The sequence below is a fragment of the Streptomyces sp. CB03234 genome, from assembly GCF_001905885.1.
Classification (GTDB): Bacteria; Actinomycetota; Actinomycetes; order Streptomycetales; family Streptomycetaceae; genus Streptomyces.
Genome location: NZ_LIYH01000011.1, coordinates 25,701 through 39,693, shown reverse-complemented (window position 1 = coordinate 39,693; position 13,993 = coordinate 25,701). Strand labels below are relative to the sequence as shown.

Below are 13,993 nucleotides of genomic sequence, written 5' to 3'. Positions count from 1 at the left end.
ACGATGACCGAGCCAGGGACGGAACTCTTCGAAGCGATCCGCCGCGACCACCGCGCCGGCGACAGGCTGCCCAGCTCCCTGGCCTCCCGGCACGGCGTGCCCCGCCAGGCGGTCATGGAGGCGATCTCGACCGTGCTGCCACTGCCGCATTCCCTCCCGGCCGACGAGGAGGAACTGGACGAGGCCCGCCAGCTTCTGGACACGCTGTTGGCCGAAGACCAGGCCAAGGAGCCCGCCGAACGCCGCTCGGCCTTCGAGCTGTTTGAGGAGCTGGACCGTCGCACCAGCAGGCTTCCGCTGTCCTACCGGTGGGTGTGGGAGTACATCACCGCTCGCCGCTCCCAGCACGCTTCCGACACCTCCCCGGAACCACACGAACGGGCCTGGGCCGGCAACGTTCCGTCCGACATGCCGAGCTTCGTGACGTACCTGATCACCAGTGCGGTGCGCGACCTGGCGGAGCTGAAGATCGAAGGGACGCTGCCGGCCGCCGATGGTGTCGAGCTCGGCATGGTCTCCCTCGCAGGCGCCAGGGCCCGGATCAACCAGGCCCTCTACGAGTTCGCACTGGTCGGACGCCGGGCCGGCCTGTCCTACGCCCGGATGAGCGCCTTCACCGGCATCCCCGAAGACGACCTGGCGAAGCAGGTCGAGGACTACCACCGCCTCATGACGACCTGAGCAGCGCGGCCGTGAGGGATACCCAGCTGGTGGCACAGGGATTCGGAGGATCCGCCGGCCATTGCTACTTGACCGGTCGGGGCAGGTCGGCGGCCAGCAGGCGCTCGTGAAGCTCCCTCACAGCGGTGCGGTTGCTATCGAACCGCAGCAGGTTGCCGGCCGCCTCGCAGTCCAGCCACTGGACGGCGCTGTGTTCGTCGGAGAGCTTGATCTCGATGTCGGTCAGGTCCGCGGCGAACGCGTACTCAGGCACCACGTAGGTTCCCGCCGGCCAGCTGTCGCGATCGGCGAAGAACCGGGCTGGGATGCTGGCGGTGGTCTGCAGCGGGTAGAGCGCGACTGCCTCATCAAGGCCGAGCTCTTCACGCGCCTCGCGGAGGGCGGCCTGCTGCGGGCTCTCGCCTGATTCACCGCCGCCAGCGACTGCCTGCCAGACGTCCATGTCCTGGCGGCGCAGAACGGCGAATTCGATTCGCTCGCCAGCCCGGCGGAACGGTACGACGAGGATCTGGAATGGCGCTCGGGGCATGCGTCCGCTCCTTCGGCCGGTATGTCTACCGGCCGTGCTCCAGCCGGTTCAGGATGGCGTAGGCGTGGCGTTCGAAGTCGTGGTCTTCGCGGGGCCGGGCGTAGGGGAAGATCCCGGCTGCGGCCCACAGTCGGACGGCGTCGATCTCCTCGTACCGGACGGGGCCGGCCTTGCTGTGGCGGTAGCCGGAGAGGAAGGCTTCGCGGTCGGCGGGGGCGTCGAGTTCGCGGTCCCACAGTTTCGCGAAGTCCAAAAGTGGGTGGCCGATGGCGGCGTGTTCGAAGTCGAGCAGCCACATCTGGTCGCGGGGGCCGGTGTGGAGGTTGCGCCAGCCCATGTCGCCGTGGAGGAGGCACACGCGGCCCTCAGGAATGGCCGTGTGACCACGGGCGAAGAGTCGGTCGCGGATCTGCCGGACCCGCTCGGACAGCGGCGGGTCGAACCGGGCGATGAGCGCGATCTTGTCCGTGATGAGCTCACGTACATCGGCGTACCGGCGCAACTGATCGTCCCGGATTCCGCTGGTTGCCGCGTGGAGGTCGCCCAGGAGGCGCCCGGCACGCTCGATACTGTCTGCGGATGGGGTGAACGGCTGCAACTCGTGCCATTCGTATGCCAGCCAGCGGTGCTTGTCGCCGAGATGGCCGTGGCCGACCAGATGGGGTGTGGGGATGCCGGTGCCTGTCAGGTGGTGCTGGGCGCGGATCTCGGCGGTGTAGTAGGAGGGGTGGTCGTCGATCACCTTGACGAAGAGGGCGGTGCCGTCGGCCGTGGCGGCCTTGTAGTGGGTGTTCTTGTGGGGCGCCTGGTCATGGGTGATCGGGGTGAGGCGGCAATTAAGGGCCGCTTCGATCCGCGCCCGGGTGTCACTGCGCATGGAGCTCGGGGCTGTCGTCGTATCCGTGGTGCTGGCTGACGAGCTTCCAGGTGTCGCGGTTGCTGTCCCAGAACAGGACCTCGGCGACGCGGGCGGGCGCAAGCCACTGGTGGGCCTGGTGCTCGTGCGGGTTGGTGGTCACCGTGGTGTCCGGTGTGCTGGCGGTGTAGAGGGTCTTGCTGATGGTCAGCTCGGGGGAGACGACGACGGTGAGGTCGGTGGCGATCTCGGTGAGCTGGGTGTCGGCGAGCTCCAGTCCGGTCTCTTCGCGGATCTCGCGGAGGGCGGCCTGGAGCGGGGTCTCGCCGCCCTCGATGCCGCCGGTGATCGGCTGCCAGAACGCTTCGTGCCTGCCTTCCCTGGCCGGTACCTGGAGAAGGAGGACGTCCTGGTCAGGACTGATGATCCAGCACTCGATGCTGTATTTGGTCGTCACGGTGTCCAACCCTATTCCTCGTGTGGGTGCAGTGGTCCGGAGCTGTCGGGGGTGTCGGCGCCGAGTGCCTGGACGATGTCCCCCAGCCAGGCGCGTGGAAACGGACGGCCTGGGCGGTAGTGCAGGGTCCATCCGGTTGTGGCACGGCTGGGCTTAAGGGGCGAGGGCGCCTCGTGGGTGCTCAGCCCGAGCCAGTCGGTCTGGTAGCCGGGGTCGGTGCCGGCGGTGTCGGCAGCGTCGAGGGCGCGGGCGAGGCCCGCTGGGTCGAGGCCGTGCCACCGGGGTGTGGCCGCCGCGGGCGCGAGCTGGACGAGTCCGTGGACGCGTGTGCGGGGAACGAGTCTGATCCGCAAGTGGCGGATGGCGTCGGCGGTGGGGAGGTAGTGCTTGCCGTTGACCGGCGGGTAGCGGCTCAAGAGGGCGTCGTTGCAGCCGAGATCACGGAGGGTGTCGCGGTGGATGTTCATCCCGAACGGCAGCGTCCCGGCAACCAGATGGTCTGCGGCGTGGCCGATGATGCAGCGGTCGATGGTGACGACGTGGGCGGGAAGCTGCCGGGCGAGTTTCAGGGCGAGGTCGGTCTTCCCGGCGCCGCTCGGCCCGGTGATCAGCAGACCGCGGCCTGCGATGTCGAGGATCGCGGCGTGGCACAGGCGGAATCCGTGGCGGCGGCCACCGTGGATGAAGACCTCGCGCAGAACCCGGTTGAGCCAGGCGGAGGGACTGCCGCCGGGGATCTCGCTGATCAGGATCCGGTTGCCGTCGCGCAGGACGAGCGGCCCGTCGTCGTACCGGGCGACCCAGGGCTGCCCGGGCAGCCAGCGCAGCGGGAAGGCCCCCCGGCCGTTCAAGCGGCTGCGCTGAGCGCGGGCGTCGGCCAACGACGCACTGATCTGGCCGGGCGCCGGCTCGTTCGTCACCGCCACCGTGACCGATACAGCAGCGGCGGGTTCGGGGCGGACGTGGTGAGGGGGCCAGCTGATCCCTTCCAGGCGGTCGGGATCCGCGGCGATCCCGACGGTGCCGATGACGGAGTCAAGGAACCGGCGTTGCCCGGTGGCGAGGGCGCGCTCATAGCAGGCAGCGAACCAGTCCGAGGCTGCTGTCATCGGGATGCCGCCCCCGTTCGCACCTGGTGGATGCCGTGTGCCATGCCGGTGAAGGAGATGCCGTTGTACTGCTCGATGACGGCGCCCCACGCCGCCGGGATGATTTCGGGGCGGAAGGCTCCGGCGAGCGCGCCGTAGACGGCGGCGACAGAGTCGAGGTCCCCCGGGCCCTGACGGCGGAAGAGACTGGGCAGCACGTCTTGGGGTGGAAGGCCCGACAGACCGAGGACGATCCCGGCGACCGCGGAGGAACGCGCCTTCACCCCCATTCCCACCGCCTGCTCGAGATGGTCGGCAAGGGCGCTTGCGCTGGTGGTCTCCTTTCCCCGTGTGCTGTGCTCCACGACGGCCTCGGCCACCGCCTGGCCGCCGCCCGCGAGCCGGACCAGGTGGGACAGGGCGGTACGGATCGTGTGCAGCGCGTCGCACGGGCTGTCGCCGGCGACGGCGTGGCTGACAGCGATGGCGAAGACGAGCGCCGCCATGACGGCGTCGGGATGGGCGTGGGTGAGCGTGACCGTCTTGAGGACGTCGTAGCCCAGGTCCCCGACCTCGCCCGGCCCGTACAGGTAGCCGAGCGTGGCGGAGCGCGGGACGCAGCCGTTGGTGTCGCCGTCCTCAGCGACGTGCAGCGGGCCGGCGGCGGCCTTGAGCTTGTAGATCTGCCGCCCGCCGTTGGGGTTGAGGGCCCGCAGCTCGTCTTCCAGCGCGGCACGCGAGACGGTGCCGGTGGCCGTGATCGTTCGGGCGAAGGCGAGGGTGAGCACGGTGTCGTCGGTGATCCGTCCGCGGAAGAGCTCGGGCGGGCGCCCGCCATCGGCGAACGCATCCACAAGAGAGTGGGTCTCCGGATCGAGCTGGGCAGCGGCGCGTTTGTCGATCACCTTTCCGACCGCGTCGCCCAGGGCGAGGCCGGTGAGCGAGGCGCGGATTCGGCGCAGCACATCCTCGCCGCCGCGCCGTGGGGCCCCGGGAGTGCGCTGGGGGCGGGCGAGGAGAGCGAGCGCGCGGTCCAGGCTCACGGCGCAGGGGTCGATGACGACGGTGCCGGGCCCGGGTTGAAGGAGATGGTTGGTGATCTTGTGGGGGGCTGCGAGACACCGCACGTCGGCGGCGCGGCTGGCGGCGATGCCGTGCGGGGAGTCCTCGACGGCCACGGCCCGCTCGGCCGGCACACCGAGGTGTGTCAGGGCCGCGCGGTAGGTGTCGGGGGCGGGCTTGCGCGCCCGGCTGCGGTCCCGGCCGATCACGGTTTCGACCAGGTGGGTCAACTGGAGGCGGTCGAGCACGGCGTGCACGTGGTCTGCGCGGCCGTCGGTGACCACCGCGCACCGCACCCGGTGGGCCGCGGCCTCGCGCAGCCACCCTTCGATGCCGCGCCGGGCCGGCAAGGACGCCACCAACGCACGGTAGTGCTGGCGGACCTCGCGGATCAGACCGACGGCATCCTCCAGCGGTGCGCCGAGGCGCTTTTCCAGCACCGCGGTGATGGGCGGCTTGCCGCTGTGGTCGCGGAGGGCCCAGTGGTCGGCCCAGGCGTCGGTGGACAGCCACAGACCGTGGGCACGGAAGGCGTCGCGCCACGCCTGGTAGTGCGCGTACTCCGAGTCGATGATCACACCGTCGAAGTCCACGAGCAGGGCCTCGATGCCCGCCCAGTGCCCGCCGGAGATGGGGCTCATATCCGCGTGCCCGGTGCTGCCTGGCCGAGACTGGTCAGGCAGCTTTCGATGGCCTCAAGACTCTGGGCGGCCTTGTCGAGCTCGCTTTCCGCCTCCTGGGAGTGCGGCTGGGCGATCTGGTCGGCGAAGGCGGCGAGTTCTTCGGCATACCCCTTGCGGCCCCATCCGCGGTAGAGCTGGCCGGCCTCCCAGCCCAGGGTGGCGCGGTCGCGCAGGGAGCCTTCGGTGCCGGACCAGGTCGGGGAGGTGGTCAGCCGCAGCCGGTCCTTGGTGTCGACCTCGATCAGGTCGCCTGTGCTGGTGTGGACCCAGGTGGCGACCTGGTAGGCGTGCGATCCGGTGGCGGCGTTGATCACGGCCATCGCGTCCCCGGCGGGGTTCATCAGCCTAAGGCTCATCATGATCTCGCCTTCGCGGGAGGAGGGCAGCTGGCGGGCGTCGACCTCGCCGATGCCGCCGAGCAGATGCCGGGCGAAGTCGATCGGGTGAATGAGCATGTCGTACAGGGCCAGATGCACGGGGGTGAGGTCCCAGCCGTCGCGGCTGAAGACCGCGGGGAAGGTCACGGCGATATCCACCATGCGGGCGCGGGCGTCGTGTTCGGCCAGCCAGCGGTCCAGGACCCGGTGGGCGGGGGCGTGCCGCCACATGGTGCCCACGCTCACCACGCGGCCCGTCTGGCGGGCGAGTTGGGCCAGCTCCCGTACGGCGGCCGGGTCGGTGCCCAGTGGCTTCTCGACGAAGACGTGCTTGCCGGCTTTCAGCGCGGCGCGGGTGAGGTCGACGTGTCCGGCCGGGTCGGTGCTGATGAGGACCGCGTCCACCGGGCTGTCAAAGATCTCCTTTGCGTCGGCGGCGACGGTCAGCCCCGGGAAACGTGCGGCGGCCTCGGCCCGCAGAGCCCGGTCGCGTTCGGCGACGGCGGCCAGTGCCAGGTTCTCGCAGCCGATGAGGTTGGGCAGGAGGCTGCGGCGGAAGTGCCGTCCGAATCCGATGGCGGCGATGGTGATGGGCACGTTGGTCTCCTTGCGCGGGTGTGGGGTCAGGGCCGGTTGGCTTCGATGCTCTGGCCGGTGACATGACGGGCCTGGTCGGACAGCAGCCAGCGCGCCAGCGGCAGACTCTCGGCCACATCGGGCAGCGGCGGGTGAGGGCTGGGCCGGCCGCGAAGGGCCGCTTTCGCCGTCCGGTGGGTGGCGGCCAGTTCGGTCTCGGCGGCGATGCCGATGGTATTGACCCGGATTCCGGTGCCGGACAGCTCCTCGGCAAGGCACCGGGAGTAGTGCTCGAGTGCGGCCTTGGCCGCCCCGTAGGCGGCGAGCAGGTCGACGGGGGTGCGGGCGGCCTGCGAGCCGACCGTGATGATGCTGCCGCCGCCGGCCTGCTGCATGTGCGGCACCAGGTGCCCGGCCAGGCGCACGAACCCGAGCAGCGAGACGTCCAGGACCCGGGCGAAGGCGTCCGCATCGAGCTGCCAGGCGCGTTGGACCGCGCCGGGGTCCGCCGCGCAGTAGACGAGCCCGTCCACCCGGCCCAGGTGCTCGATGGCGGCCTGGGCGAAGTGGTGGGTGGCTTCGCTGTCGGTGAGGTCGACGGGCACGTATCGCATCCGCGGGGCATCGGGGCGCGGTCGGCGGGCTCCGGCCACCACCTGGTGGCCGGCTGCGGCGAGGTCGTGCGCCAGGGCGGCGCCGAAGCCGCTGCTGGCCCCGGCGATCACCACCGTGTACACAGAGGTCACGCGCTTTCCCTTCGACGGACGTCCAATGGGCAGTCAACGCCGGTGTGCGTGGCCAGGAGCTGCCTCGCGGAGCGGGCGTGGCGCAGGTAGCCGGGCCGAGTGTGGTCGTGCCAGTAGGCCAGGGCGCCGATGCAGTGCACGATCAGGTAGAAGGTCACGGCCGCCTGTGTCTGCTCATCGGTTTCGCGCCCGTAGGCGTGAAGGAAGACCTGCCAGGGGCGGCTTTGGGCCGCGGTGAAGGTGCGCCACCACAGCTTGCCGAGGTCGCTGAGCGGGTCACCGCCGCGGGCCTGGTCGAAGTCGCACAGCACAAGGCCGCCCTCGGGCGTGCGCAGGATGTTCGCGGGTTTGAGATCGTGGTGCAGCACGTAGGCGGTGTCCAATTCGCCCAGGACGGTGAGGTGTTCGTCCAACAGGGCCCAGAGCCGGTCGGCCGGGCGGGGGGTGAGGGGCAGTGAGCCCAGGCGCGTGGCGAGGTGCCGGCGCAGGAAGCGCGGCCACTTTTCGGCAGTGGGTGCGTTCAGCGGCCCCGTTCCGTCAGCCGGGGTGCTGTGAAGCTGTCGCAGCAGTGCGCCGAGGCGCGCGGCGGTCTCCTCGTCGTCCCTTCCACCGCGCAGCGGGCCGGCCAGGGGCTGCGCGTCGATGCGCTCGGTGAGCAGTGCGCGGTGCGGTTCGCAGGCTCCCAGGCAGTGGGGGCTGAGCCCCAGTGGTCCCAGCAGATCCAGGGCGCGGGCCTCGCTGTGGAAGCGGGCCGCACGCTGGTACTGCTTGACCAGAGCGTCCCGCCCGGCTGCGAGGAGGCGGTTCTCGTATCCGCCGTCCTCCACCGGCCCGGGCCATGCGTGCGGCCGGGCCGGGCCGGGGCACCAGTCGGGGTGACCGGTCATCGCGGTGCCCCGGTCGTCGCGGTGGTGCGCGTGGACTTGGCGAAGGTCACCGTCTGCCCCCGTAGTCGTGACCGGAGCGTATCGCCGGCCAGCCGCCAGGCTCCCGCGGTCCGCCAGAAGCGGCGGCCGACACTGGCCGCAGCCACGGCACCGGCCGGTACCGACCAGCCGCGCTCATCGAGTTCGCCGGCAAGGACACGGCGCATCACCGCCGTCTGCGCGAGCGGGAACCCCCACCACGCCATGGCCAGGAGCCGTCCGGGCCACGGTCCGCGCAGTAGCGACGGTGTGAGCCCAGCTGCCAGCCACGGATAGATGGTGATCTCGGCGGTGTCGGCCACTCCGAGGGCCACCAGCCGCAGCCGGTCCCGCTGGCGCACGCCGGGCGTTGCACGGGTGGCGGCCAGTGCCGAGGGCCAGCTGGTGATGCCGCGGGCGATGAACTTCAGCGATCCCAGGTGCGCGGTGACGTTGTCGGGCAGGTCGACGCGGTTGAGGACCGGGACGGTCGCGAACCGCGCGCCTTGAAGGAAGAGCCGGTATCCGAGCGGGACATCGTCGACGAACGGGAAGCCGCCGACCGACCGCAGGGCGTCGCGGCGTACGAACATCCCGGCGCCCACCAGGTACTGCGGCATCCGCCGCCCACCTGCCGCCTGGTCCAGCTTCCACCGCTCCACTCCGAGACTGCGGACCGCCTGGTGCAGGGCCTCGGCGTAGACGACCGCCCGGGAGGCGGCGGTCTTCGGCGGCCCGGCCAGAGTCGTGATGCCGATCGGCACCACCTGGATCGCCTCGGCCCCCGAGGCGCGCGCAGTGGCGGCGACCCAGGCGGCCGTGTCCGCCGGCGGCTGGGAATCGAAGTCGAACACCCCGATCCAGGACTGCTCTTCGCCGCCGAACTTCTGGTCGATGTACTCCACGGCCCAGTTCAGCTGGGACGCCTTGTTCCCCTCCGGCCTAGGGTCCTCCACCACCGCCATCCGCCGGGCGTCCATCCCCAGCAGCTGCCGCTCGAGCGCGGCGCGGGTGGTCTCCCCTCCCGCGGAGGGGGCCTGTTCGCGGGCGGTGGTGACGAACCAGATGTGCGCGTGCGGGTAGGCGTCCCGTACGGCGGCGAACGCGGCTACGGTGCGGGCGACGTACGGCTGCTCGCCGAGCCCCGGCACCAGCACATGCAGCACCGGCGGCGTGCCCGTGCCGCCGTCAGCGGGCACCGGAGGCGGTACGGCCAAGGCGGTGCGGGCGGTCTGCCGCGCACGCCGCAGCGTCGCGGCCTCCCACAGCAGGTGGGCGCTGATCGCCCCCATGGCCAGCTGGCGTACGCGGTTACGCACGGGGAAGCGCATGCGGATCTCCTTCGAGCACGGCGGTCAGCAGCTGCAGCCCGCGCAGGTACAAGGCAAGCTGACGGTCGGGGTTCTCGTGGTGCAGGGGCACCATGGACACGAACTGCACGGCCTCCAGCAGCCGTACCGCCGTCAGGTCGTAGCCCGCCGCGGCGATGACCTCGTCCGCGGTGACGGTGATTGGGCTGGGGCGGGGGAAGACCCGTAGCTCCCACCGGCCTGCTCCGGTGCGGTCGAGCTGGAAGAGGTTCTCCCGCAGGGCGTCGTAGCCGCCGGCATAGCTCTGGCGCAGTTTGGCCAAGTCGTAGCGGATGTCTCCGCCGGGCCGGTTGCTGAAGGCCGAGCCGGGATCCAGCAGTTTGAACATGCCGAAGCCGCGCGCGAGGAGGATGTTGGAGAAGGTCATATCCGCGTGGATCACGCTGCTGTACGTCGCGCTGGCGGCCACCGCCTGTAGCTGGGCGACGGCGTGGGGCCACAGCTCGTCGAAGCTGGGCACGGTGGCGCCGTTGACGACGAAAGCGCGGGAACGTATCTGCTCCCACAGGGCCCAGGCGGCGAGCCGGTCCTCGGTCTTGGCGATGTAGACCCGCTCGCACCACACCGCAAGCTCCGGGGACTTCCTCCGGGTCGGCCCCCACAGACACTCCTCCATAACCCCCAGTAGCCGGGTCAGCAGCAGGCTCCAAGTGGCGGGCGGCAACGGCTCGTACAGCAGCAGCTGGGCCAGGCTCGGATAGTCCAGGAGCTCCGTGCGGTGCCAGCCCTCGCCCGCCTCCAGTAACCGCGGCGCCAGGCCGGCCGCAGTCTGCGGAAGAGCCCGGAACCAGCGCACCTGCGCGGCGATGAGCGCGGGATTGCCGCTCTTGATCACCGACCCGTCGTCCACCACGGTGAACCGGTGGCCCGCGCGCCCGAGCAGTGAGGCACGGTTCGCGGCCAGATACCGGTCGTAGGAGCCCAGGTCCTGCCACCCCCGCACCCGCACGGCGCTCAGCGGACGGCGTCTGCCGTACCGGGCGAGGAGATCGCTGAGTTCTCCACCCCCGTGGGTACTGGCCTCGTCGAGGAGCTGCCGCATCAGCGCCCCGTCGGCGAACCGGTACACGCCGACCACGGCGTCATCCGAGGCACCCTCCCGGTCCGGCTTGTCCTCGTACCCCACGATGTGGCCGGACGGATCGGCTTCCACCAGGCAGAACTCCCGGGCCGTCTCCACCCGCCCGATGCCGACGGCGTCCGGTGGCAGCTCCGCGAAGTCACTGACCAGCGTGTCTCCCAGCACCAGCGTGAGGTCACCGTCCGACAGATGCTCACTCGCACAGGCCAGCGCGTCCAGCGGCCCTGCCGGGCGGGGCTGAACGGCGAGAAGGAACTCCACTTCGGCGCCGCCGAAGGCACGAGCGAGGAGGGGAAGGATGTGCCGGTCATCCCCCGGGGCGTGGACGACCACGACCCTGCGGACGCCGGCGCGGTGCAATTGCTGGATCTGGGAGATCAGCGCGGGCCTCGTGCCCGTGGTCACCGTTGCCTTGGGATAACCGCGGGCCACGATCGCGATGCGGGTTCCCAGGCCGGCCGAGAGGATCACCGCCTGGCGCACGGGAGGCGCAGACCGGGCGTGCACGTCGTGGCGCGTAGCCATCGATGATCCCTTCCTCTCGTCCCGTCACCCAGGCCGTTCCCGACCGGCTCCGGCGAGAACAGGAGACAGCGGCAGAAGACCTGGCCCACGTCGTCGTGCGGCAACGAACCGGCATGGGCAGCTGATCACCGCGGGCAGAGCACAGGCAGGCGGTTCCCCTGACCGATGCACCGCCGTCGGCCCCCGGCAAGGCTGGAGAGCTCGCGGACGAGCGCCGGTGCGTGGATGTCGGGCAGGACTCCGTCATCATCGGCACGCGCCACACCGGCGGCAACGCAAATACACGCCGCTCGCATCGGCGTCCGCTCCGCCCCTGACGGGGAGGGAGGACCGCCTTCTCCCAGCTCTGAGGCATGTCCGGATCCTCTGCCCGCCAGGGGTGACGGGGACGCCCAAGAGATCACCTTGGCGGAATCCGATCCCATATCTGGCGTGATCGGCCAGCGTCCGCGTGCCACTGTCCGGCGTGTGGATACGGGGAGCGTCCGTCACCCACCCGCACCCGCCCCTCCGTCCCATCACCTCTGGGCCTCGGTGAACCTTGGTGTCACTGGGCTCCCGTAGCCTTACGCGGATGGTGCTGAGCAGCGATGAACGCGACCTGCTGAAGCTGGTTGCGCAGGCCGGCAGGCCGGTGTGGATGTCCGAGTACTTCCCGGTGCTGAACCCGGCCGAGCCGGGCATGGACGAGAACCATCCCGGTCACGAGGCGTGGACCGAGCGGCAGATGGCGTGGTACGGGGTCTCGATCAGCCTGTGGAAGCGGGGCCTGGTCCGTGTCGTGGTGCCGGCCGACGGCAGCCGCGGCGACCTGGTCGAGCCCACCGGCGAAGGACGTGCCGCTCTGGCCGCGGCGGACGCGTGAGCTGCACGGCGGCGTGCTGCCGCCCGGGAAGCGGCCGGGAGGCGCCGGCCGGATCGTGCTGACGACGACGTTACGGTCCCTGGCTTCGTCCGTCAGCACGGAGCGTTGGGCAGCGCCCGGTTACTGCGGCAGCGTGTGGCCGATGCGGTCCTTCCATAGGGTGCGAGCGTGGCCGAGGTGGAGCAGGGCGATGTACCACCACAGGTCTGCCTGGGCGCCGTCGCTGCTGGCGAGGGTGGTGCGGTGCGCGGCGGCCTGGGCTTCCTGCAGCGCGCAGTTCACGCGCCACCATTCGGCTGCGGTGCCGTCTGTGGAGCGGATGCTGCCGCGGGTGGCCTCACCGGCGGCTTCCCACAGGGCCTGCAGGGTGTAGCGCAGGGACCGTTCCTCCAGCGCGGTGATGTCGGCGTGCGGGAGGGTGGGGTCGATGACGACGCGGCCCCAGGCGTTGATGTGCTCGGCGATCAGCGCGAGCGTGACGGGACGCGGCGGGACGGGGGGAGCGTCCACCGTCGTTGCGCCGGCGGCGGGCGCGTGGGGTGAGGGGTCGAGCAGGCCGGCTTGGACCAGCAGCCGGGCGAGGGGCACGCAGGTGTCCTCGCGGCGGTGGAAGGGGCAGTGTTCGGGCTGCATCGGCTCCTTCTTCTCGTGGGGGAGCGCGCCATGCTAGCCCCCTCCGGGGCGCGGCCGGGCCGGCTATCGGTCGAGGGCGGTGATCCCGGCCTCGAGAGCTTCCTGGACGCCTTGGGCGATGCTGCCCGGTGCGCCGATGCGGGCCAGGGCATCCCATTGCGCGGGGGTGACCATCGCCTGGACCTGGGTCTTCTCCAGCGGGCCGACGGAGCCGTCGGGACGCGCGCCGAACTCGGTGGTGCGGCCGGTCCACATCTCGGTGAGCTGTTCGAGCATGCGCCGGTGCCACTCCTCGGGCAGGGGCCCGTGCTGTTCGGCGGCTGCCTGGGCGATCACGTGTGCGGCGGGGCCGGAGGGCAGCGCGCCCAGTTCGCGGACGAGGAGTGCGAGGCGCTGGGCGAGACCGTCGAGGGTGGCCGCGTACGCGTCGCTGCCGCTGTACAGCGCCTCGTGCACGTCCCGGCGCATCTCGTCGCTGATGCACTCGGCCGCGACCTCCTCGACGGGCCGCTGCTGGATGTCGGCCGCGCGACGCAGGCGCCTGGCGCTCTGGCCGGTCAGGCGCACGGTCACGGTCAGCTCGGCGTGCTCGCCCACGGCGTCGTCGGCGGGGTGTGGTGCTGGGGTGTCCATGGGCGCCGACCGTAGTACCCGGCCGCCCGCGAGCGCAGCGCCTTCGCCCCGTGCAGCGTGCTCCGCGGGCTCCGCGGGCTCCGCGGCCACTGTCCTTCCGCCGGCCTCGGGCATGTCGGGTGGGGCGGTGGTGTCCGTCTGAGGGCTCTGGAGGAGTTGGCCGAGCCAGTCGCGGGCGGCCCGTGCGGCGCGGCGGATCACCTGCTCGTCGGCTCCGACGCGGGTGTGTACCCCGATGGTCCGGTTGATGCGGGCGTTGACGTCGCGGTGAGTGGTGCCGGTGGCCGCGACGATCTGGTGCACCATCGCGGTCAGCCGCATGCGCGGGTCGGACCCGGTGTCGATCTCATCGTCCCAGACCGTGTCCGGCTCCTGGTCGATCTCCGATTCGAACGCCGCGCACCGGCCGCAGAGGTCGAAGATGCCGTCGACTTCGGCCTTGCCACAGGCTACGCACACGTAGCCGTCGCAGGTCGCGCACAGGCTGGAGGCGCTGTCGGCGTCGCGGCCCCAGGCACGTTCCTGGGAGACGCACTGGCCGGTGCACGGCCGTGGGACATAGCGTGCCACGGCCGGTGCCGGCTGCGCCTGTTCGCCCTGTTCTTCGCGTGCGGCCATCTCCGCTGCCCGGCGGGCGGACCACTCGGCGTTCGCCCGGGCGCGGGCTTCCTGGCAGGCGGCCCATTCCGCCGGCGTGAGGTGGCTGGCACACGCCACCACGGGGGCGGGAAGATCGTCGTAGCGGGGCCACTCGGCGGCCTCGCGTCGGCATAAGCGCCGGGTCGACTTGGCTCGGCGGGTACACGTCGGCATCCCGCACCTCCCGTGTGATCGCATGGCCGGGCATCAGCGCGGTGCCCAGCGGTTCCCTTGCCTGCGGCAGCATAGAAACCGGGACTGACAGCTCCTTCCGGAATCAGGAAACT

General features: G+C 71.2%; 14 protein-coding genes. 2 read left to right on the top strand and 12 right to left on the bottom strand.

Translation table 11 applies throughout. The annotated features are described in order from the left end of the window. Window positions 1–3: 3 nt before the first annotated feature. Window positions 4–681, top strand: coding sequence for a hypothetical protein (locus AMK26_RS35210; protein WP_073760364.1), 678 nt, complete (start codon window positions 4–6; stop codon window positions 679–681). A 64-nt stretch (window positions 682–745) separates the two neighbouring features. Here AMK26_RS35210 and AMK26_RS35205 read toward each other — a convergent pair whose 3' ends face one another. The 10 genes from AMK26_RS35205 to AMK26_RS35160 are packed head-to-tail and all read right to left on the bottom strand — an operon-like array spanning window position 746 to window position 10,936. Further along, entirely contained in the window at window positions 746–1,210 is a 465-nt protein-coding gene (locus AMK26_RS35205; protein WP_073760362.1) for an NUDIX hydrolase, read from the bottom strand. Window positions 1,211–1,235: 25 nt separating this feature from the next. Next, window positions 1,236–2,087 (bottom strand): phosphotransferase enzyme family protein, encoded by an 852-nt coding sequence (locus tag AMK26_RS35200; RefSeq protein WP_073760360.1) that lies wholly within the window; start codon window positions 2,085–2,087, stop codon window positions 1,236–1,238. Then, window positions 2,077–2,523, bottom strand: coding sequence for an NUDIX hydrolase (locus tag AMK26_RS35195; RefSeq protein ID WP_073760399.1), 447 nt, complete (start codon window positions 2,521–2,523; stop codon window positions 2,077–2,079). Before AMK26_RS35195 ends, AMK26_RS35200 begins: the two co-directional genes overlap by 11 nt. An 11-nt stretch (window positions 2,524–2,534) precedes the next feature. After that, window positions 2,535–3,632 (bottom strand): hypothetical protein, encoded by a 1,098-nt coding sequence (locus AMK26_RS38270; protein ID WP_073760358.1) that lies wholly within the window; start codon window positions 3,630–3,632, stop codon window positions 2,535–2,537. Continuing rightward, complete coding sequence (locus AMK26_RS35185) at window positions 3,629–5,314, bottom strand: HAD-IA family hydrolase (RefSeq protein ID WP_073760356.1); 1,686 nt, start codon at window positions 5,312–5,314, stop codon at window positions 3,629–3,631. Before AMK26_RS35185 ends, AMK26_RS38270 begins: the two co-directional genes overlap by 4 nt. After that, entirely contained in the window at window positions 5,311–6,330 is a 1,020-nt protein-coding gene (locus AMK26_RS35180; RefSeq protein WP_073760354.1) for a Gfo/Idh/MocA family protein, read from the bottom strand. Before AMK26_RS35180 ends, AMK26_RS35185 begins: the two co-directional genes overlap by 4 nt. Window positions 6,331–6,356: 26 nt before the next feature. Next, window positions 6,357–7,055, bottom strand: a complete 699-nt coding sequence (locus tag AMK26_RS35175; protein WP_073760352.1) for an SDR family NAD(P)-dependent oxidoreductase — start codon at window positions 7,053–7,055, stop codon at window positions 6,357–6,359. Then, window positions 7,052–7,942 carry an aminoglycoside phosphotransferase family protein gene (locus AMK26_RS35170; protein WP_073760350.1) on the bottom strand — a complete coding sequence of 297 codons (891 nt, stop codon included), beginning with the start codon at window positions 7,940–7,942 and terminating at the stop codon, window positions 7,052–7,054. The genes AMK26_RS35175 and AMK26_RS35170 overlap by 4 nt, the downstream gene beginning before the upstream one ends. Continuing rightward, on the bottom strand, window positions 7,939–9,291 hold the full coding sequence (locus tag AMK26_RS35165; RefSeq protein ID WP_073760348.1) for a glycosyltransferase: 1,353 nt from the start codon (window positions 9,289–9,291) through the stop codon (window positions 7,939–7,941). Before AMK26_RS35165 ends, AMK26_RS35170 begins: the two co-directional genes overlap by 4 nt. Continuing rightward, window positions 9,272–10,936 carry a sugar phosphate nucleotidyltransferase gene (locus tag AMK26_RS35160; RefSeq protein WP_079278003.1) on the bottom strand — a complete coding sequence of 555 codons (1,665 nt, stop codon included), beginning with the start codon at window positions 10,934–10,936 and terminating at the stop codon, window positions 9,272–9,274. Before AMK26_RS35160 ends, AMK26_RS35165 begins: the two co-directional genes overlap by 20 nt. Window positions 10,937–11,510: 574 nt before the next feature. Between AMK26_RS35160 and AMK26_RS35155 the strand changes: the two genes are divergently transcribed. After that, the gene (locus AMK26_RS35155) at window positions 11,511–11,801 is read left to right on the top strand and encodes a hypothetical protein (protein WP_073760344.1); all 291 of its coding nucleotides are present in this window, start codon (window positions 11,511–11,513) and stop codon (window positions 11,799–11,801) included. A gap of 120 nt (window positions 11,802–11,921) precedes the next feature. On the opposite strand, the gene AMK26_RS35150 is transcribed toward AMK26_RS35155, so the two are convergent. Next, window positions 11,922–12,434 carry a hypothetical protein gene (locus AMK26_RS35150; RefSeq protein WP_073760342.1) on the bottom strand — a complete coding sequence of 171 codons (513 nt, stop codon included), beginning with the start codon at window positions 12,432–12,434 and terminating at the stop codon, window positions 11,922–11,924. Window positions 12,435–12,497: 63 nt separating this feature from the next. Beyond that, window positions 12,498–13,685 (bottom strand): hypothetical protein, encoded by a 1,188-nt coding sequence (locus AMK26_RS35145; protein WP_143608713.1) that lies wholly within the window; start codon window positions 13,683–13,685, stop codon window positions 12,498–12,500. Window positions 13,686–13,993 lie beyond the last annotated feature (308 nt).

Coding starts and splice junctions, on each gene's coding strand:
- AMK26_RS35210 (WP_073760364.1), top strand. CDS start 4: ATGACCGAGCCAGGGACGGAACTCTTCGAAGCGATCCGCCGCGACCAC.
- AMK26_RS35205 (WP_073760362.1), bottom strand. CDS start 1,210: ATGCCCCGAGCGCCATTCCAGATCCTCGTCGTACCGTTCCGCCGGGCT.
- AMK26_RS35200 (WP_073760360.1), bottom strand. CDS start 2,087: ATGCGCAGTGACACCCGGGCGCGGATCGAAGCGGCCCTTAATTGCCGC.
- AMK26_RS38270 (WP_073760358.1), bottom strand. CDS start 3,632: ATGACAGCAGCCTCGGACTGGTTCGCTGCCTGCTATGAGCGCGCCCTC.
- AMK26_RS35185 (WP_073760356.1), bottom strand. CDS start 5,314: ATGAGCCCCATCTCCGGCGGGCACTGGGCGGGCATCGAGGCCCTGCTC.
- AMK26_RS35170 (WP_073760350.1), bottom strand. CDS start 7,942: ATGACCGGTCACCCCGACTGGTGCCCCGGCCCGGCCCGGCCGCACGCA.
- AMK26_RS35165 (WP_073760348.1), bottom strand. CDS start 9,291: ATGCGCTTCCCCGTGCGTAACCGCGTACGCCAGCTGGCCATGGGGGCG.
- AMK26_RS35160 (WP_079278003.1), bottom strand. CDS start 10,936: ATGGCTACGCGCCACGACGTGCACGCCCGGTCTGCGCCTCCCGTGCGC.
- AMK26_RS35155 (WP_073760344.1), top strand. CDS start 11,511: ATGGTGCTGAGCAGCGATGAACGCGACCTGCTGAAGCTGGTTGCGCAG.
- AMK26_RS35150 (WP_073760342.1), bottom strand. CDS start 12,434: ATGCAGCCCGAACACTGCCCCTTCCACCGCCGCGAGGACACCTGCGTG.
- AMK26_RS35145 (WP_143608713.1), bottom strand. CDS start 13,685: ATGGCCGCACGCGAAGAACAGGGCGAACAGGCGCAGCCGGCACCGGCC.